Source organism: Pseudoxanthomonas wuyuanensis (genome assembly GCF_900215535.1).
Lineage (GTDB): Bacteria > Pseudomonadota > Gammaproteobacteria > Xanthomonadales > Xanthomonadaceae > Pseudoxanthomonas_A > Pseudoxanthomonas_A wuyuanensis.
The window spans coordinates 821717-840398 of record NZ_OCND01000001.1 but is presented as its reverse complement, the minus strand read 5'-3'; the positions used below and the strand labels follow the sequence as shown (position 1 = coordinate 840398).

Below are 18682 nucleotides of genomic sequence, written 5' to 3'. Positions count from 1 at the left end.
CCCTCCTTCAGGCCGGGGAGCGTTTCTGTGCGGGCAGCCGAACATCACACGTTCAGCCTGCGCGAGTGAGTCCGGCGTGATTCACGCGTGATCCGACGGTGATGTCCACGGCGTAGCGTCGCCCTGGAATCTGCCGCCGGAGCCCCGAGATGGCCCTGCTTGAAGACCGCACCGCCGTTTTCATCGTCCGCGTGTGGTGCGAACGTGGCGATGGTGATGCCGCAATCACCGAATGGCGCGGCTCGGTAGAGCACATCCAGAGTGGGCAGCGCGCTTTCTTCCGCAATCTGGAGGCGGTGCTGGAGTTCGTCCGGCCGCACCTGGAGGGCATCGGCATCGATGCGCAGCAACGTTTCTGGGAACGCATTTCCTCGGTGCTGGACGACCCGCCGCCGGCCGCTCCCGTCGACATCCCCATTCCTCCCGCGGACGCAACTCTCGCGGGCGAACCACCCGCCCCCGCCCCCGCCGTCCTGCAAGCCAGGAGTTCGTCATGACCCGCATCCGTGCCAACCGCGAATCGATCGACGATCGCTTCAGCGTGCTCGGGTTCACCGTCAACGCCGACCAGCCGCTGTACGAGGTCGGGTTGGCGACCGACCCTGAGCTGTTCAAGCCCGAGCACCGCGCGCGCCGCACCGCGGACAACTTCTATGCAAGCCCGTTGCAGGGCACGCGTCCGCGCAGCGATGCGGTGTATCTGGTGCCACCGTCGGTGGTGGCGCGATTCGTCGGCCAGCCACGGCTGTACTTTGGCGTGGCGACCTACGCCGACAGCGATCGCAGCAAGCCGGTCAGCGTGCGTCGCCCGGACGGCGGCCATATGTATGTGAGCCTGCGAGGATTGACCGAGCGCGGCCTGCGACGCGGTGTGCGCAATGGCCAGGCCGGCAATGGCGCCAGCTACGGCACGCCCGTGCCGACGCCCGCCTGGGGCGGCGACGCCGTGGTCGACACCGTTGCGGCGGCACCGCCACAGAACGGCGACGGCGCAGGCGCAGGCGCGGCCACCTCCCCGGCCCCGTACAGCGACGGTTATTCCGATGATCTGTGGCGGCAATCGCCCGCTGCCGCGGCTGAGCCCGGTGCGGCGCCGGCGACCGCCGCGCACAATCCCGCGGTTCCCGCACCTGGCACCGCAGCGCCGGCCACCGCGCAGGCGTTCCGACACAATGGCAACGGCCAGGCAGACGCGGGCTACAGGCAGGCATCCTTCCGCGCCGCGCAGCAACGCGACGACTACGACGACGGCTTTGGGCCGATGCCGGCCGCGCGCAGCGCATTGCGCCCCGCCCCACCCATTGCCCCGACCGCCCGCGCGCTGCGCGTGGTCTCCAGCTACTACAACCCCAGCGACTGGCTGGATGCGCTGCGCACCCAGATCGGCTTCTTCGCCGCCAGCGCGCAGTGGTGGGCCGGTGTGGAGAACACCACGGTCATGCCGCACAGCGCAATCTGCCAGGCGCGTACCGTCGACGGCAGTACAGAGGGTGGCCAGCACGGTAGCGCATTCTTCATCGCACCAAACCTGCTGCTTACGGCCGCGCACGTGGTCGACGGGCAGAGCGAGCTGATCGTCGTTCCGGGAAAGAATGGCGCGGGCACCAGCAGCGCCAACGAGCCGTTCGGGCGGTTCCGCGTATCCGCTGCGGACATGGTCAAGCACCCCTCGTACGTGGCGTCCAGCCGCGACTTCGACATGGCGTTGATCCGCGTGCCTGCGGCCCACGCGTCGCCCAACTATTTCGAACTGGTCGAGGAACTCACCCAGTCCAGGCCCGAGGGCGTGGTGGTCTCCGGCTACGCCGCGTATTCCGACCCGCAAGGCATCATCGACAGCATCGTCAATGCGACCATCGATGCCGACAAGCAGCACATGCATGGCGGCTACATCCGTTCGCTGCCCACCGACGAAACCTTCGACTACGACCTGCAGTCGCTCGGCGGGACCAGTGGCTCGCCGGTGTACTACATCGAAAATGGCGATGCGCCGCGCACGTACATGGTCGGTGTGCACGTGGCCGGCCACAGCGACACCACCAATCTCGGCTGTCGCATCACACCAGCCAAGTTGGCCTGGATCCGCCAGCAAGCGGCCGCGTGGCGCCAGTCGCTCACCTTCTCGCTCGGCGCGCGCGCGTTGTCCGATGAGGCCGCGACCACCGACGACGCGGGCTTTGCCGACGCCGAGCGCTATACCCATGTGCCCGAACCGGTCGAGGCGGAATTCGCCGAAGCGCAGGCCTTGCGCACGCGCGCATTCACTGCCTCCACGCCCGACTACCCTGGCGCCAGCCGTTTCGTGCCAGCGCATGCACGCAACTTCCGTGCGGGCCGGCGCCAGGGCGCGGTCATCGATCGCATCGTCATCCACATCACCGCCGGCGGGCCGCGCATCGACGGGACCATCCGGTGGTTCCAGGACGGCGAGCGGCGCAACGCCACGACCGGCGAGCAGGCCGGTCCCAGCAGTGCGCATTACATCGTTGGCCGCGATGGCGAGGTGGTACAGATGGTGCGCAACGCAGACACCGCTTACCACGCGTCCAGCGCCAACAGCCGCAGCATCGGCATCGAGCACAACGCCAACAAGCCTTACCGGCTCAACCGGCGCGACCTGCCGCCTACCATGGAGCAGTACCAGGCATCGGCGCACCTGGTGGCGTGGCTCGCCGCGCAGTACGGCATTCCTCTGGACCGCACGCATATCGTCGGCCACATCGAGGCCACGCCCGCCGATAACCACGACTGTCCCTCATCGTACTGGGACTGGGAAACCTACATGCAGTGCGTGCAACTGGCGGCGCAGGCGCTGGCGCAGAACAGTTCCACCGGCGAGGTGCCGGCGTCGTCGCAAGGGCTGCGCAACCGCGCGCCGGTGCGCGCGCAGGAGATCATCACGCCGTTCTACGACCCGTCGAACCCGTCCACCGCACTCACCTGCCAGAACGATGCTTTCAGCCTGGCACGCGAGGAATGGTTCGTCGGCGTGGACGACACGCGCTCGTTCCCGCATTCGGCGATCTGCCTGCTGGAGATGAAGGACGCGGCCGGCAACGTGACCGGGCGCGGCACCGGCTTCTACATCGGTGCGAACCGGATCCTCACCTGCGCCCACAACCTGCACGGCGAGCACAGCGTCGACATCGTTCCCGGCAACAACGGCCGAGGCAACGAGCCGTTCGGGCGTTGCAACGTCAGCTTCGACAGTTGGCGCATCGCACCAGATTATCCGTCGGGCGGCTACGATCGCGACCTGGCGGTGATTGAGAACGTGCCGATCGCCGCGCCGGGCAACGCATGGTTCTCGTTCCTCAATGCCACGCCCAGCGACCAGATGCCGCTGGTGGTGTGCGGCTATTCGTCGCGGTCCGAGGCAGTCCCATCGCTCACCGCGGCCATCGATGGCTTCAAGCAGCATCTGCACGGCGGTTACGCGCGGAAGATGGAGACGCAGGACACCATCGACTACCCGATCCTCACCCTCAAGCGCGCCAGCGGTTCGCCCGTGTACACGCTGCGCGACGATGGCAACGGCCTGCAGGCGCTGATCTGCGCCGTGCACGTCAGCGGCGTGCGCGCCGACACCCAGGGACTCAACACCGGCTGTTTCATCACTCCGGGCAAGATCGACTGGATCGAAGGGCGCACCACCAGCTTCGCGTACCGCGCACCGACCCCGGCCGCGCGGAGCACCAGCGCCGCCATGGCACCGCGCGCACTGGTCCGCGCGCAGGAACTGATCACCCCGTACTACGACCCGTCGAACCCCGGCACCGCCCTGCAGTGCACCAACGATGCCTTCAGCCAGCAGCGCGAAGAGTGGTACGTCGGCGTGGAGGACACCTCCGCGTTCCCGCATTCGGCGATCTGCTACCTGCGCATGACCGCACCGGACGGCAAGGCATCCACCGGCACCGGCTTCTACATCGGCCGCAACCGCATCCTCACCTGCGCGCACAACCTGCACGGCAAGAGCACGGTGCAGATCGTGCCGGGGCGCAACGGGGCTGGCACCGCGCCGTTCGGCCAGGCGACGATCGACTCCACGCAGTGGCGCATCGCGCCACGCTACACGGGCAACGGCGACTGGGACAACGACCTGGCGGTGATCGACAACGCGCCGATCGCGGCGCCCAACGGCGCGTTCTTCCGCTTCATGCAGGCAACGCCCGGCGGCGCGATGCCTCTGGCCGTGTGCGGTTACTCCTCCGGGTCGAAGTTGCATCGCGAACTCGGCCCCGTCGCCGACCGCAACAAGCAGCACCTGCACGGCGGGCATGCGCAGGGCCAGGCGACGTTCGACACCATCGACTACGACATCCTCGCCGTTGCCGGCGCCAGCGGCTCGCCGGTCTACACCGTGCGCGATGAAGGCAATGGACTTGAGGCCTTCGTCTGCGGCGTGCACGTCACCCGCGGACCGATCGATCCGGGCACCGGCGGTACCAGCGTCAACCGCGGCTGTTTCATCACCCCGGCCAAGATCGACTGGATCGAAGGCCGAGCCACCACGTTCAACTACCGCGGCCCGCGCGCGCTCTCCAGCGAGGGCGTGGAGCACCGTGTCGCACTGGTCCCGCAACCGGACAAGAACGCATGCTGGGCAGCGTCGATGGCGATGCTCAAGTCGTTCCGCAGCGATGCCTCGTTCGACCCCGAAGCATTCGTGCGCGAAGCCGGCGGCTCACTGGCCACCTCCTACGGCTGGGACCAGCTTGAGCGCGTGCGCGACCACTACGGCTTCCGTGTCATCGAGCAACCGTCCAACGCCAGCCTGTACCACACTCCGGTGCAATGGGCGCAGTGGCTGGGCGACCTGGGACCGCTGTGGGTGGTGATCGTCGGCGCGCCGCACGCGGTGGTAATCTCCGGCATCCGCGGCGACCTGAGCGACGCAGCTTCCACCGAAGTCTACGTACTCAATCCGTGGGACACGACCACGGTGTTCGATAACGATGCGGTCGCGTTCAATCCTCCCAACCGCGGCCATGAAGGCTGGATGCCGTTCGAAGAATTCGCCGCCGATTTCGGCAATATGGCCCAGCCCGATTACGGCAACTGGCGCGTGCTGCATCTGCCGGCAACCACCGCGCAAGCGCAGTCGCTGAGCGCGCAGGGGCGCTATCGCCTGGCGCCGCCACCGGCACCGCTGGGACGCGCGTTGTCGGACGGCGTGCCCGAGCCCATCGAACCCACGCGTGTGCCCGGCACGCGGATGAGCGTGGTCCGCGGCAGCGCAGGCGCCAGCCGCTGGGCGCTGGACCAGCTTGAAGGCTACAAGCCGCCGCAGGCCATGGTGCCATCGGTGTCGTCGCTGCAGCCCACCGATGTGGTGATCGACCTTGGCGAATGGCCCGCGCTGGAAGGCCAGGCTGCGCCGCTACCGCTCAGCGTGCGTTTCCGTAGCCAAGCCGATGGTTCGGTGGGTGACGTCGCCATCATCGCCGGCACGCCGACACAACCCGGCTACGGCGTGGAGGTGGTGGCGCGCATCGACGACGCCCCCGATGCCGATGGCGTGGCCGCGCTCACAGTGGGTATCGATGTACGCTTCAGCGGGCTGGCACAGGGAGCTCCCAGCGCTCGCATCGAACTGCGCCTGCTCGGCAACGGCCGCTACGAGCGCAGCAACCGCTGGACCGACACGAGCTTGGCGGCCTGAGACGCCCCATGTCCGCGCGCCCTCCCGTCAACGGAACGCCAGCCCGCGGCGGGATCTTCCCGCCCGGCATGGCAGGTAATGCGCAGGCCCGTGGCACACGCTCGTACGCGCTGGCCAACGGCGATGAGCCGGCACCGGCGGCGGCCACACCGGCCAAGCCCCAGGCCACCGAGACCATCGCGCGCCGTGCCGGCGCAATGGTCGACGAGATCGATTTCCCCGGCTTCGTCGCCCAACTGGTGCATGGCACGTTCGACGCGATAGTCGACGCATCGATCCGGCAGATGGAGAGCTATTCGGAACTGGTCAGCGCCTGCGCCAAGACCGTTGACGAGTTCACCGAGGCGAACGTCACCGCCAACCAGGCGCGCGACTGGCTGGCCACCCGCTATCCCGGCGACGTGGCCCTGCTGCTGCCCGATGGCGGCGAACGCAGCGAACCGCAGGTTGCGCCACGCGCAGAAGGCCTGGAGCCGGCATGGCTGGCCGACTACGGCATCGAAGGCGAGGAGCTGACGCCGGAGCTGCTTGAACAGCGCGTGGTGCCTCGGGTACGCGCGAATATCGGCGCCGAGCGTCACCAGTTGCTGTCGACGATGGTGCTGTTGGGTCTGAACCGGGTGGCCGTGCGCGACGGCAGCATCAGCGCCAAGGTGATGTTCCGCGCCGCCGCGCGCGACGCCGCCGGCGTGCAGTACGCCACCGCCAGCGATCCGAAGTCCGTCAACAACTGGGGCGAGCGCGGCTCGCAAAGCTACGCCGGCCAGAGCTCGACCATGGTCTCAACGCTGGCGGTCAACGCGCAGAACGAATCCAGCGTGCGCGCGGATCTCTTTGGCGAAGTCAAGTTGAATTTCGTCAGCGAGACCTTGCCCCTGGACAAGCTGGTGGACCCGGTCAAGGCCTCGCTGGTGCAGCGCCACGCGCCGGCACTGCGCGCCGCTGCGCCTGCTCCGTTGCCGGCACCGCCGGCACCCGCCGAAGGAGCCGCGTAATGTTGCGCGAACTCCACCATCTGCTGAATGAGCTGCACGACGGCCTCAACGCCATCGAGCGGCATGCCGGCGTGCGTCTGTCGAATGTCGACATGACCTTGCCGCTGGAACTGCGCCCCTTGTTTCGCAACGGCGGCTGCGTGCTGCTTGCGGACGTGCCGCGGCAGCGGGCGGTGGATGCCTGGGTGGCAAGTCCGTCGAAGCTGGTGATCGGGTGGAGTGCGGATGGCGATGTCCCGGACCGGGACGCGTTTTCCGCCAGCGCGCCCGCTTCCTCGGAGCATCTCCCATGAGCGCCCAGTTGCCACTGCTGGTGCAGGATTCGGGCGTGCCGTTCGACCTGTTCATCCAGGCGCTCACCGAGCAACTCGACAAGGCGCAGGCGTCGATGGCGATCAAGGCCCGCGTCGGACGCATGCCATTGACCTTTGCGGTCAAGGACATCTCCATCGACCTGCGCGCGTTCGTGCAGATGGTCGACGATGAGGTGTATCTGCGCCCCGCAGGTCCGGGCGAATCGGACGCCAGCACGGTCAAGCTTTCCCTCACCACCATCACCAAGGCGATGGTCGAAGAGAACGCGGTCGACTTCAAGGCCGAGGATCCGAAGTTCAATCTCAAGGAGGCCCTTGGCGACGGCATTTCCGACGATGAGCAGCGCCGCTTGGAACGCATCGGCGTGCGCACCATCACCCAGCTCAACGAACTCAAGGCCACCGCGGGCACCGATGTTATCGCGCGCCTGTCGCGCATGCCGGTCAACCGTCTGCAGCAGGCGATGATGCGTGCCGCCGCGCCGCGGGTGACACGCGTGGATCGCAATGGCCACGGCGAGCGCGTTCACATCAATGCGCCGGGCCTGCGCACCGGCCGTCTGCCGCTCGTGCGTGCCGCCGGCACCGCGGTGCCGGTAGTTTCGGCCAGCGACGGCGAGATCGTGCTGGCTCCGATGGCCATGCAACTGGGCTGCGAGGCCGAAGTGGACTTCGGCGATGGTGAGTTCGCCCGCGTGCAACTGGCCGAAGGCCAACTTGGCCGCTGGGAGGCCGCGCCATGAATAGTCACGTCGCCAACGCACATACCGCCCGCCACCGCCTGTTGCTGACGCTGAAACTCGGCGAAATGCCGGAACACGTCCCCGGCCTGCGCGCGGTGCATGGCTTCGGCACCCAGCCGGCCGACCACGTCGACGGCGGCATCATCGACCGCATCCTGCGCCACCATGGCGGCGCCATCCGCGTCGCCCGGCTGCACAGCGCCCGCGTGCGGCGCGCCGAGCGGGGGAAAGTCATTGGCGCACGCCGCTTCGATGACGTCGAGCAGATCAGCGGCGTGGCGCGCGTGCTACGGATCGAAGTGCGCGAGATCGGCCGGATGCAGTCGCTGATGGCCGCGTTGGCGGAACTGCCGATGGTCGAACGTGTCAGCGCGGACTACCTGTGCCACTCGCCATTCGACGCCCCCGCCATCGCTGGCGACGCGCGCCATGCCGGCAACGCGGCCTGGGCACAGGAAGCCACCCGCCTTCCGCAGGCGCTGCGCCTGGAGCCTGGCGACCCCGCCATCGTCGTAGGGCTCGCCGATACCGGCGTCGCCTTGCGCCATGCCGAACTCGATGCGCGCCTGCGCGCGGGATTCGACAGCGTCGATCTGGATCCCGATGCGGTCGGCGGGCTCACGTTGGTGGGCGATTTCCGCCATCGTGGCCAACGCCCGGACGACGACGTGGGCCATGGCACGGGTTGCGCGGGAATCCTGGTAGCTCGCGGCGCCGGCATGCCATCGGGCGGTGCGGGCCTCTGCGGCCTTACCCCCGTGCGCGTGCTGGGCGCAGCGCTCGGGCCGGACGCCAGACGTTTCGGCGTCGGCGCGCTGGACAACATCGACGCCGGCATGAAGCGGCTGATCGACCTCGGCGCCAAGGTCATCAACATGAGCTTCGGCACGCCCGACTCGCTGCTGACCGGTGACGCGCCACGCCCGCACGAGGAAGTCATCCGCTACGCGTTGGCGCGCGGGGTGATCCTGGTGGCCGCCAGCGGCAACTCCGGATTGGAGGAGCGCTTCCACCCGGCCGCGCACGAGGGCGTGATCGCGGTTGGCGCGGTGGACGAATCGCTGAAGCCGGCGTCATTCAGTACCCGCGGTGCGCACGTGGCGTTGTGCGCCCCCGGCCGCGACATCGTCACCTGCGGCCTCGACGGCTATCAGCGCGCCACCGGCACCAGCTTCGCCGCCCCGTTCGTGGCCGCAGTGTGCGCGTTGATGGCCTCGCGTGCGCAACGTCGCGCCTGGCCGTTGACCGGCGAGGACTGCAAGCGCCTGCTCATCGCCAGCGCACGCCCGTTCTCGCGCGCCGGCATCACCGGCTGTGGCCATGGCGTGCTCGATGCGGCCGCCGCATTGCGTGCGCTCGATGACGATATCGACCTGCATCTGCGCGATGCCGATGACGGCGGCGCATGGCTTGAACCATCCCCCGCGCCTGCCGCGGCCTGAGACCCGAGGAGACTGCAATGGCGACGAAGCGAAGTCCTAAGAAGTCCGCAACTCGGAAGACACCGAGGCTCAAGGCGCGGGGCGACGGCCCGGCCGCGCGCACAACCGCGTCCGCGACCGTCACCAAACCCCTAGGCAAGGCGACCGGCGCGGCGCGATCGGACAAATCTTCGGCAAACCCAAACGCACCCCCGCCCGATGCGGTAGCCGCCGCAAGAGGCATTCCCCGCAACACCCCTGCACACCACGATGAGAGAAACGCCATGAACCGCATCCTGCTGGTCGATCTCGGCGAGCGCGAGCACAAGACCCGTGAGGAATTGCGCGGACGCAAGCTGAAGTACGAATCCATTCTCGCCAACAAGAACCTCGACGGCCTCAACCCGACGCAGCAGCGCGAGTACGAGGCGATCAAGAAGACGCTCGCCAGCGACATCACCGCCGACCCGTTCTACCAGGTCGTCGCCGAAACGGTGACGCAGCGCCCGTGGAAGGAACTGGCCACCGTCAACGACTTCATCCATCTGTACGGGCTGCTCGGCAGCCAACGGATGATGGGCAAGCTGCTCGGCGAGCTGCGCGAGAACGAGCGCGAGATCGCCGGCATCGCCGGCCTGTTGCAACTGGACAACCACGTGGATGGCACGCGCGACAAAGGCGGCCTGGTGCGTCACATCAGCACCGCCCAGGGCGAGTATCGGGCCAACCGCGCACTGTTCGATGCCGCTTTCAAGCAGCTTTCGACGCAATACCTGGTCACCGTTCAATCGCAGATCGACGCGGGACTGATCGACCCCGACATCGTCGGCTGCGAATGGCCAGGCGACGATCCGGGCGAACGGCGCGATGCGCCCAGTGCCGACCGTCCGTTCCGCCCCAGCGGCAGCGACAGGGTATGCGCGCTTTCGGCACGCAACGTGGCCGCGACGGTACGGCGCATGGCCGCTACCGGAGTGACCGCAAACGATCCGTGGCTGACCAGCCGTATCCAGAACGGCTACGACATGCAGGCCGGCGTGATCGAAGGCGCGCCGATTTCATCGACGGAAATTTCGCTACCCGAGTTCGATGACGCCAGCGATCAGGTCGCCGTGCGCGAGAACCTGCTCGGCGCGCAGGCCGTCGCGTTCGCGGCGCACTGCGAGGACATGAACATGTTCCAGGTGGTCGAGAAGTGCGTGGACCTGTTCCGCATGGGCCTGCTGCCGATCAGTCGCGGCAAGGCGGGCGACTATCTTTACAGCTACCTGAAGAAGTCCGCCGAGCGCATGACCCAGAACGAGCGCCTGGACCTCTACCGCCAGGTGCTTGGCCGCAACGAAGGCGACCCGGCCACTCCCGGCAATCCGGAGTTCAAGGAACTGTGGTTGCGCTTCATCGCCGCGGTATCCAATTTCGGCCGGCAGCTGTCGGTGGACCGCATGCTGCGCACCAACGTGCCGGTCTCGGTCTCTCAGGAGCAGGTGCGCAAGGCCGGGCGGGATCTGGCTGCCAACCTGTCGGTGCACAGCTTCGGCATCGTGCGTTTCGCCGCCGCCGAGCTGCAGCAGACGATCCTGGAGTTCCGCGATGCGCTGTCCGACCCGGAGCTGCGCGGCTGCGTCGGCGCGCGCGACATGTGGCAGTTGATCGATCAGGTCAACGCCAACTACCTGGGTGGGCTGCGCAATACCCACCAGCACCGCACGCAGGCGCGCTCAAGCGCGGTCGTCATCCGCTGGCTGGCCAATCACAGCGACCGCCTGGCCGGACGCTACGGCGAAGTCATCAGCGTCAACGCCCTGACCAACCCGCAGATGAGCGGCAGCGACCAGCCGATGCTCAACCCCAACGATTGGGACCTGGTGCAGGCTTGCGAGCAGTGGCTGGCCGTCGAAGGCGTGCAGGACGCAAGCGTCGAGCAGTACTCGCAGTCGGCGCTGTCGCCGCCGATTCCAAGCCGACCCATCGGCAGCGGCAACGGCCTGCCGCCGGAGGCGCGCGCCGTGCTGGACCAGGCCGGCTTCAGCCTGCCTGGCATGTAACCCAGCGACCCTGACCGACTCCGGAGCCTTGCGATGAACATCTCCACCTTTCCCGAGCAGGCCGGCCCGCGGCCGGTCAAGCACCTGGTCACCCGCTCGCTGCAGTCGGCCGCACGCGCGCTCGGCACGCGCGATCCGCTGCCCTACCTCGACAACCTCATCGAGCGCACGTTCTACCTGCCCGACGACGACTATTCGTACGCGCACAACTCTCTGGCGCCGGGCGCGGTGCCGTACGAGCCGTCGTTTTCCGAAACCGAGCCCGGCAAGCTGCGCTTCACCATCGAGCCGCTGGGCCCCGGTGCCACGCCGATGGCGCGTCGCGACGAGGCCACCAGCGAGATGCGCCGTCTGGTCTCGCCGATCTTCGGACGCGACGCGCTGAAGTGGTTCGATGCGCGCAGCGAGGAATGGCGCGGTTTCGGCGGGCTGTCGTGGATGAACTACGGCGCCTGGTTCGGCAGCGCGTTCGACGAGGACGGGCTGTACGCGGCGAAGGTCTACTACGAGCTGCTTCCCACCCAGATCGACGCGCTCCCGCCCAGCCTGGCCAACCTGACGCGCCAGGTGATGACCGAAATGCCGAACCTGATGCCGATCTTCACCAGCATCGGCTGCAAGCGCGATAGCGGCAGCCAGCGGGTGACGTTCCTGCATCGCGGGCCGATGGCGGTATCCGCGCTCGGTCCGCTGATGAACCGGCTCGGCATCGGCCATCAGTTGCCCAGCCTGATGCGCATCGTCGGCGTGGCGCTGGGTGGGCGATTCGAACTGCCTCCCGGCGGCGTGCTGGTGGGCGTGCGCGAGGCCCCGGAAGGCGCCGAGCTCAAGCTGGAAGTGCTGCTGGCGGCGATACCCGACTTGCCCTCGCGCTTCCTCGATCTGCTCAAGCTGGGGCTGTCGGAACGGCCGCGGCAACTTGCCGCGCTCGCGCGCTGGCTGGACGCCTTCGGCATGGACGCCGGCGACGAGGGCCACTTCTCGGTGCTGAGCATCCGCGTCAATCCGGCGTCGCCGGCACGCATCAGCCTGTACGTGCGCCCGATCGAATTCGAGATGCGCGACGCCATGGAGGAGGCTCGCTCGCTGCGGTAGCCCCAAGCCCGTGCGGCGGCTTCTGTATCCGCTTCCGCCCGGCAGCTGCACGCCGATGCGACGTTCCATCGCTCACCGATCCATCCGGAGCCCCGCCATGTCCACCGCCCGCGCCTCGCTGTTTCCACCCGGTTCGCGCAGCTACTCGCCTCCGGCGCCGGCGCCCGCAACCGACGCCCGGACGCCGGTACGCCATGCGGTGCGCAACCTGCTCGAGGCCAGCCCCGCCTTTCGCCGGCTTTCGCCAGACGCGCAGCGCAGCCTGGCGCAGGGCATGGTGCGCATCGGCGAGGAACTGGTGGCCCCGCGCGGCGACATCGCCCGTCCCAGCGCGCAGGTACGCGCCCTGGCGGGCGAGAGCGACGACAAGCATGCGCCGCCGGCGACGCCGAAGTTCGATGCCCAGGGCGCGCGCGAAGGAGCGGCCGTGGCTGGCGCGCTGTTGCAGCAGGTCAATTTCCCCGATTTCTGCGCTGGCCTGATCAACGGCGTATTCCATTCCATCGTGCAAACCTCCATCGAACAGATGGAGGCCTACGCCAAGCTGGTGTCGGACGTCTCCAAAAGCCTCAACGAATTCCGCGACGAAAACACCACGCAGAACCAGGGACGCGATCACCTGGTGCAGAACTTCCCCGACATATTCCAGCTGCAGACCGGCGGCGACGACCCCTTCGGCTTCGGATCCGGCTCCTTCAACGAGATACCCACAGCGCCGCAGCCGCGCGTAGTTCTGCGCGAAGACGTGGACGAGGCAGCTGCCATCGCCCGCATCAACCAGTCGCTTCCGCTGGACAAGCCGATCGAAACGCTCGACGACGAACTCGTCGAGGCGCTACTGGTCCCAGCCGCGCGCACCCAGATCGCCAGCGGGCGGCAGCAACTGCTGGCGACGATGGTCATGCTGGGCATCAACCGCATCGTGGTCACCGACGGCGAACTCACCGCGAAGGTGATGTACGACTTCCAGGCGCGCGACAACTTCCAGTTCCAGCACACCGCACAGGCGTTCGACTACGGCAGCGCCAGCGTGACCACCGAGCAGGTCGCCAATGGCGCGATCCTGCGCAGCGGCCCGACCACGACGATGGCGCGCATGCCTGATGGCCGCGTCATCGAGCAGCGCCGCGATGCCAGCTTCTACACCAAGGGCGACTACAAGAGCGTCAGCCAGCCGCTGATCTCGATGCAGTCGGTGACGCAGACCCAGGGCGACTCGCAGCTCACCGCCAAGGCCTCGCTTGCCGGTACGATGAAGGTGAAGTTCAAGAGCGACTACCTGCCGTTGGAGAAGCTCGCCAATCCCGAATCGATTGCCGCCATCCAGATGAACGCGCAGCCGGGCATGGTCAAGACGCTCGCCTCGCGCCCGGCGCCCGGCCAGGCCGCGACACCCGCGCCCGTGCCCGCCCCCACCGCCTGACTTCGCAACGGAGCCTTCCCATGTACGCCGCCGCGCAACGCGTTCCCAGCAGCGAACCCGGTTGGCTGGGCGATGCCACACTCGACGTGGTCCGCCCGCAGGTGCGCCGCATGCTGCAGTCTTCGCCGGGCTTCCGCGCATTGCCCGCCCACGAACAACAGGAGATCGCGCGCAACATGGTGCGGGTGGCCTCGTACATGGCCAACCCGGACGACCTGGCGCGCCAGGAACTCGGCGCCGGTGGCGGCGTGCTGGCGCGCGAGGAACCATCGGCGACCGCCGCGTCCACCGCGGCTTCGCCTACCGCACCCACCGCCCGCGCACTGGCCGGCGTCAACCAGCAGGCCATCAACAAGGCGACAGGCGGTGTTGGCCGGTCGGCAGGCGCCGACTTCGTCGATGCCTCCACCAGCACGCTGGGTACCAACGCCCGCAAGCTGATGGAGGCGGTGGACTTCCCCAAGTTCGTCGGCGGCCTGATCCAGAACGTGTTCCAGGCCATCGTCGATGCCACCATCCAGCAGATGCGCGCCTACGGCGAGCTGCTGAAATCGGTGTCGCAGTCGGTGGACCAGTTCGCGCAGGACAACATCACGCTGGACAATGCGCGCGACTATGTCGCCGACAAGTTCCCCGATGCGCTGAAGGTGCAGGACAACCCCGACAGCGGCGGCAAGATGCTGGCCATGGGCGACGTCGAAGACGTGGAAGCCACGATGGCGCGCATCAACGCCGAACTGGGGCTGGCCCAGCCCATAGAGGATATTTCCGATGAGGAGCAGGAGCAGCGCTTCGTGCAGGCTGCGCGCCTGCAGATGGCGCGCAGCCGCCAGCAGATGCTGTCCTCCATGGTGATCCTGGGCATCAACCGCATCGTGGTCACCGATGGGCAGATCAACGCCAAGGTGGTGTTCGACTTCCGCGCCAGCGACGAAATGATGCGCGATGCGCAAGCCGGCATGTCGGAACGCGATTCCAGCTTCAACCGCAACACGACCAAGGCGAGTATTGGCCTGCCGTGGAGCGGCGCGTCGACCAAGAACGAGAACGTGCAGCGGCACATGACCACGGTGTCGTCCTCGGTCAGCGAGGAGTCCGAATCCAAGCAGGAGATGAAGGCAAAGCTGACCGGCGAGGTACGCGTCAACTTCAAGAGCGACTATTTCCCGATGGAGAAGCTCGCCTCGCCGGCGATGCTGGCCGCCATCCAGGGCAACTCCACACCGGTCGACCCCAATATTCCGCCACCGCGCGCGGGGGGCGCCGCCGGCGCCACGCCCGCACCGGTCTGAGGCGCACGATGCGCCTGGCTCCGCCTCCGCCGGACGTACGCCTGCCGTGGCGGCCGGCTCATGCCGGGTTGCTGCATGCGCTGGCGTTCGCCACCTCGCAGGTCGCCGGCCACGAGCGCGCGTTGGCGCACGCGCTGGTGTTCGATCCCGGCGCCATCGATTTGCCCGACGGTGCGCCCAACGCCATGGACGCCGCGCAACTGCGTGCCGCAGGGCCGCTGTACTTTGCCGCCGAACTCGAAGCCGCAGGCCTGCTGCGCTGCGCGGAGCTTGTCGCCGGCCTGTTCGCCAGCGGCGCCATCAACCAGCCGCTGGGGCCGGTGGCGCAATCGATCAACGCGTTCTGGCGCGGCCGTCGCGACCGGCTGGAGGCCGGCGAGCGCGAGGCGATCTTCAACCGCGTGGTGGAACCGCCGCATTTCGAGCGCCTGATGGCTGCGCTCTGCCGCGCCATCGTCGCGCAGGCCGACAATGCGGATGCCACGGGCGTCCGTCCGGACCTGCGCGAACACGTCGGCCTCGCCGTCAGCGCGCAGGCGCTAGCCGAGTTCCTGGCTCAGCGCGTGGACGCCATGGCCTCGATCGCCGTACGCGACATCATCGACACGATCAACCAGGCCATCGGCTTCCTGCGCGACCGGATGCTGCAGGTCGCGTTCGGCACGCATTCACTGTGGGCGCTGGTGGCCACCGCATCCAGCAGCGATGGCATGACCGCCGGAAGCGCCACCGCGGCGCAACGCCATGCCGAGCGCGGCCGCGCGGGACAGTCGGTGCTGGCCTGGCTGGCCGCGAACTATCAGAGCACAAGTCTTGCGCTCGACCCACGCAATGCCGAGGACATGGAGCTGATCATGTCGGCGCAACGCTGGCTCGATTCGGCACCGCTGGCTTCAGCGCGACTCGCGCCGGGCGCAATGCCTCCGCTTCCCATCGCGGCCTGAGACCGCGCCATGGACGCGGTTCCCCTTACGTCGACCCGCGCTCAGGCCCCGCTGCCTGCGCGGGAGCGCCTGACGAGCACGACGAAACGCCCGACGCGTGAAACCGCACCGCCGACGTGGATCCGCGGCGCCGTGCGCGAGGTGCTGGAGCGGACCTCGGGCTACCGGACGCTCGCCGAAGCCGATCGCAAGTCGCTGGCCCACGCAATGGTGCGCGTGTCGGCATTGGCCGCCGAACTCATCGACGAGGAAGGAGATGCCCGCACCGCCATCGAGTCGCCGCCCGCCGCTGTGCCGCTGGCACGCGCGCAGTCGCAACCCGACTTCGCCGCCGCTGCCGACCGGGTGGCGCAGACCACCCACAACATTCTCAACGCCGTGTCGTTCCCACGCTTCGTCACCGATCTGATCAACGGCGTGTTCCGCGCCATGCTCGACTCCAACCAGACGCAGATGCAGCAGTACGTCAATCTGCTCAATGCCGTATCGGCATCGGCTGAGGGCTTCGAAGGCGCGCAGTTCGGGCTGATGCGCGTGCGCCAGTGGCTGGCGGACCAGTTTCCCGAATCCATCGAATACGACGCGCCAGAAATCGAGCCCGGCGAGGCGCCCGATCCCGAAGAGGTCGCCAACACGCGTCTGCGCTTGCGCAGTGGCGCGTCGATGCCGCCGCTTGAGGTAATCCGCGCCACGCTGGGCATGGCACCGGAGGACCCGCTGGAGGCCGGCTCACCCGAGCAGCTCGTGCCGCTGGCGCGCCGGCATCTGGCCCGTCAGCGCCAGCAGATGCTCGCGACCATGGTGATGATGGGAATGCAGCGCATCGTCATCGACAGCGGCAAGATCAACGCGGCGATGCGCTTTCATATCGACACCCGCAGCGCCGCCAACCAGGATCAGGGCAGCCAGACCAGCATGCAAAACCGCATCAAAGGCAGCGGAAGCTTTGGCCTGGGGCCCTGGGGCGCCAGCGCCGAAGTCGAGAACACCATCGGTTACGTGTCCACGCAGCGTACCCAGTCCACCGAAGAGATGAACACCGATCTCGAGCTCAACTCGTCTGTCGAGCTCAACTTCCGCAGCGACTACCTACCGCTAAACCAGATGGCCAACCAGGCGCAGGCCGAGCGCATCCGCAGCAGCACGCTGAATCCCGCCGCGGCGGTTGTGGAAGACCCTGCGGCCGCCCGCGCCGCGCGCCAGGCCGCACAACGCGCCGCGGAAGAGGCACGGCGCACCGCGACGCCGATCTCGATGCCTGCCCCTGCCGCACCGGCTGCGCCCACGCCCCCTGCACCAGCCACGCCAGCGCGCCCTGTCGCGCCGGCGAGTGGCGGTGCAGCCACCGTCGCGCCAGGCAGCGCACCCGCGCCTGCGGCATCCGTCACGCCCGGCAGCACCACCACTGCGACGCCGGTCACGCCCCCCGCTGCCGTTGCGTCGCCCGTGACGGGTTCACCGGCGACAGGCGCCCCCATCACACCCGCGGTAGGCGCGCCGGCTGTAGGCGTACCGGCGACCTCCCCCGCCGCGCCGGCTCCGACGGCTCCGCGTCCCACTGCCGGGCCTCCTGCGCCGACTTCCCATGGTGCGACCGGCACATAGGCTCGGGCCGTCGCCTCCCGTCCCGACGGCGTACCCATCTCCGCTGATCGTCTTCGTGCGCCGGGTGCTGCGTCGTCAGCGCACGTTGCTGAGCCGGGTGATTCGCGACATCGGACGCAAGCCGGAAGGCGTCGATGAGACCGCTCGCGCCACGCTGCAATCATGGCTGGAGCAGGCCCAACGACTGTACCGCCAGCGGCCGAAAGACAAAGGCAAGCTGTACGCGCTGCACGCCACGGAAGTGGAGTGCATTGGCAAGGGTAAGGCGCGGCAGCCGCATGAGTCCGGGGTGAAGGTCGGCTTGGCGAGTACCGCGCGCAAGGGCTTGATTGTCGGTGCGCGCAGCTTCCCGGGCACGCCGAATGACGGCGATACACCGGCTGAGCAGTTGGAGCAGGCCGAAATCCTGATGGGCCACAAGCCGAAGGTAGCCATCGTGGATCTGGGCTACCGCGGCCGCGAGGTGGAGGATGTGAAGATTCTGCACCGGGGCAAGTCCAAGCGACTGACCCGACGGTAATGGACGTGGGTGAAGCGACGACAAGCCATTCACTACTCTCTTGAAGCGGGACTAACCGGATTTTCGTTCTCTGTAGCACCCTCAAACTGCACCAGTTCAGACAATAGCCTGATCGTAAAAGCGACGTCCTTTTCTGAGACCAGAACAACCCGGCTGTGTTCGCTGCCCCGTGCCGGGTGAGGCGTTTCACCTGGTTCTGCATCGCGGACAAAAAATGGAATTCCGTGCGCATACAGGAGGCTGGCCATCATCGTGGCTTCCGGCTCGGCGTTTGGCCAAGCTACTGAAACAAGACTCATATCATTTCTCTTTGGTAAGACGACGCGGGCCAGCGAAAAGCCCCGCACTTCACGCTGGCATCAACCGGCTGCAAGAAGCGTCTTTCGACTGCTTGCAGGACCTGTGCGATGGCTCTGTTCGACCCGGCGCCTGCAGTCATTTCCGCAGCTTTCGGTTGCACGGCTCGACGCAGGCCGCTCTGGGTGCGCGGAACCTGCTCGGGAAGATGTATGCGAGCGACTTCGCCTGCGCTCTTTGCGCTGCCGAACGTATTTATCGATCCTTGTTCCGGAGACTGCTATCGAGAACGAGTGTCCGACAAGGTGGCCAGATTCAACTCC

13 protein-coding genes and 1 pseudogene are annotated in these 18682 nt (G+C 67.7%); 13 read left to right on the top strand and 1 reads right to left on the bottom strand.

Annotated elements, in window-relative coordinates; all coding sequences use genetic code 11:
* Positions 1-149: 149 nt before the first annotated feature.
* The 13 genes and pseudogenes from CRO39_RS20820 to CRO39_RS03510 all read left to right on the top strand — a co-directional run.
* On the top strand, positions 150-497 hold the full coding sequence (locus CRO39_RS20820; RefSeq protein WP_176520147.1) for a hypothetical protein: 348 nt from the start codon (positions 150-152) through the stop codon (positions 495-497).
* The gene (locus CRO39_RS03565; RefSeq protein WP_162125680.1) at positions 494-5665 is read left to right on the top strand and encodes a trypsin-like peptidase domain-containing protein; all 5172 of its coding nucleotides are present in this window, start codon (positions 494-496) and stop codon (positions 5663-5665) included. Before CRO39_RS20820 ends, CRO39_RS03565 begins: the two co-directional genes overlap by 4 nt.
* Positions 5666-5673: 8 nt before the next feature.
* Entirely contained in the window at positions 5674-6660 is a 987-nt protein-coding gene (locus CRO39_RS03560; RefSeq protein ID WP_202926255.1) for a hypothetical protein, read from the top strand.
* A complete protein-coding gene (locus CRO39_RS03555; RefSeq protein ID WP_097120465.1) occupies positions 6660-6953 on the top strand; it encodes a hypothetical protein in 294 nt (97 codons plus the stop codon). The genes CRO39_RS03560 and CRO39_RS03555 overlap by 1 nt, the downstream gene beginning before the upstream one ends.
* Positions 6950-7717, top strand: a complete 768-nt coding sequence (locus CRO39_RS03550) for a hypothetical protein (protein ID WP_097120464.1) — start codon at positions 6950-6952, stop codon at positions 7715-7717. Before CRO39_RS03555 ends, CRO39_RS03550 begins: the two co-directional genes overlap by 4 nt.
* Entirely contained in the window at positions 7714-9159 is a 1446-nt protein-coding gene (locus CRO39_RS03545) for a S8 family peptidase (RefSeq protein ID WP_097120463.1), read from the top strand. The genes CRO39_RS03550 and CRO39_RS03545 overlap by 4 nt, the downstream gene beginning before the upstream one ends.
* 263 nt (positions 9160-9422) lie before the next feature.
* Positions 9423-11183 carry a hypothetical protein gene (locus tag CRO39_RS03540; RefSeq protein ID WP_097120462.1) on the top strand — a complete coding sequence of 587 codons (1761 nt, stop codon included), beginning with the start codon at positions 9423-9425 and terminating at the stop codon, positions 11181-11183.
* 33 nt (positions 11184-11216) lie between these two features.
* Positions 11217-12278 carry a hypothetical protein gene (locus CRO39_RS03535; RefSeq protein ID WP_097120461.1) on the top strand — a complete coding sequence of 354 codons (1062 nt, stop codon included), beginning with the start codon at positions 11217-11219 and terminating at the stop codon, positions 12276-12278.
* A gap of 97 nt (positions 12279-12375) precedes the next feature.
* A complete protein-coding gene (locus CRO39_RS03530) occupies positions 12376-13701 on the top strand; it encodes a hypothetical protein (RefSeq protein ID WP_202926254.1) in 1326 nt (441 codons plus the stop codon).
* Positions 13702-13721: 20 nt separating this feature from the next.
* Complete coding sequence (locus CRO39_RS03525; RefSeq protein ID WP_097120460.1) at positions 13722-14993, top strand: hypothetical protein; 1272 nt, start codon at positions 13722-13724, stop codon at positions 14991-14993.
* Between the two features lie 8 nt (positions 14994-15001).
* The gene (locus CRO39_RS03520) at positions 15002-15937 is read left to right on the top strand and encodes a hypothetical protein (protein ID WP_141400701.1); all 936 of its coding nucleotides are present in this window, start codon (positions 15002-15004) and stop codon (positions 15935-15937) included.
* A 9-nt stretch (positions 15938-15946) separates the two neighbouring features.
* A complete protein-coding gene (locus CRO39_RS03515; RefSeq protein ID WP_141400700.1) occupies positions 15947-17542 on the top strand; it encodes a hypothetical protein in 1596 nt (531 codons plus the stop codon).
* Between the two features lie 55 nt (positions 17543-17597).
* A pseudogene (locus tag CRO39_RS03510) lies at positions 17598-18059 on the top strand (transposase family protein); the annotation flags it as partial.
* Between the two features lie 35 nt (positions 18060-18094).
* Here CRO39_RS03510 and CRO39_RS20400 read toward each other — a convergent pair.
* Entirely contained in the window at positions 18095-18361 is a 267-nt protein-coding gene (locus CRO39_RS20400; protein WP_176520146.1) for a hypothetical protein, read from the bottom strand.
* Positions 18362-18682 lie beyond the last annotated feature (321 nt).

Excerpts from the sequence above, each read along its gene's own strand:
- CRO39_RS20820 (WP_176520147.1), top strand. The coding sequence starts at position 150 with ATGGCCCTGCTTGAAGACCGCACCGCCGTTTTCATCGTCCGCGTGTGG.
- CRO39_RS03565 (WP_162125680.1), top strand. The coding sequence starts at position 494 with ATGACCCGCATCCGTGCCAACCGCGAATCGATCGACGATCGCTTCAGC.
- CRO39_RS03560 (WP_202926255.1), top strand. The coding sequence starts at position 5,674 with ATGTCCGCGCGCCCTCCCGTCAACGGAACGCCAGCCCGCGGCGGGATC.
- CRO39_RS03555 (WP_097120465.1), top strand. The coding sequence starts at position 6,660 with ATGTTGCGCGAACTCCACCATCTGCTGAATGAGCTGCACGACGGCCTC.
- CRO39_RS03550 (WP_097120464.1), top strand. The coding sequence starts at position 6,950 with ATGAGCGCCCAGTTGCCACTGCTGGTGCAGGATTCGGGCGTGCCGTTC.
- CRO39_RS03545 (WP_097120463.1), top strand. The coding sequence starts at position 7,714 with ATGAATAGTCACGTCGCCAACGCACATACCGCCCGCCACCGCCTGTTG.
- CRO39_RS03540 (WP_097120462.1), top strand. The coding sequence starts at position 9,423 with ATGAACCGCATCCTGCTGGTCGATCTCGGCGAGCGCGAGCACAAGACC.
- CRO39_RS03535 (WP_097120461.1), top strand. The coding sequence starts at position 11,217 with ATGAACATCTCCACCTTTCCCGAGCAGGCCGGCCCGCGGCCGGTCAAG.
- CRO39_RS03530 (WP_202926254.1), top strand. The coding sequence starts at position 12,376 with ATGTCCACCGCCCGCGCCTCGCTGTTTCCACCCGGTTCGCGCAGCTAC.
- CRO39_RS03525 (WP_097120460.1), top strand. The coding sequence starts at position 13,722 with ATGTACGCCGCCGCGCAACGCGTTCCCAGCAGCGAACCCGGTTGGCTG.
- CRO39_RS03520 (WP_141400701.1), top strand. The coding sequence starts at position 15,002 with ATGCGCCTGGCTCCGCCTCCGCCGGACGTACGCCTGCCGTGGCGGCCG.
- CRO39_RS03515 (WP_141400700.1), top strand. The coding sequence starts at position 15,947 with ATGGACGCGGTTCCCCTTACGTCGACCCGCGCTCAGGCCCCGCTGCCT.
- CRO39_RS20400 (WP_176520146.1), bottom strand. The coding sequence starts at position 18,361 with ATGAGTCTTGTTTCAGTAGCTTGGCCAAACGCCGAGCCGGAAGCCACG.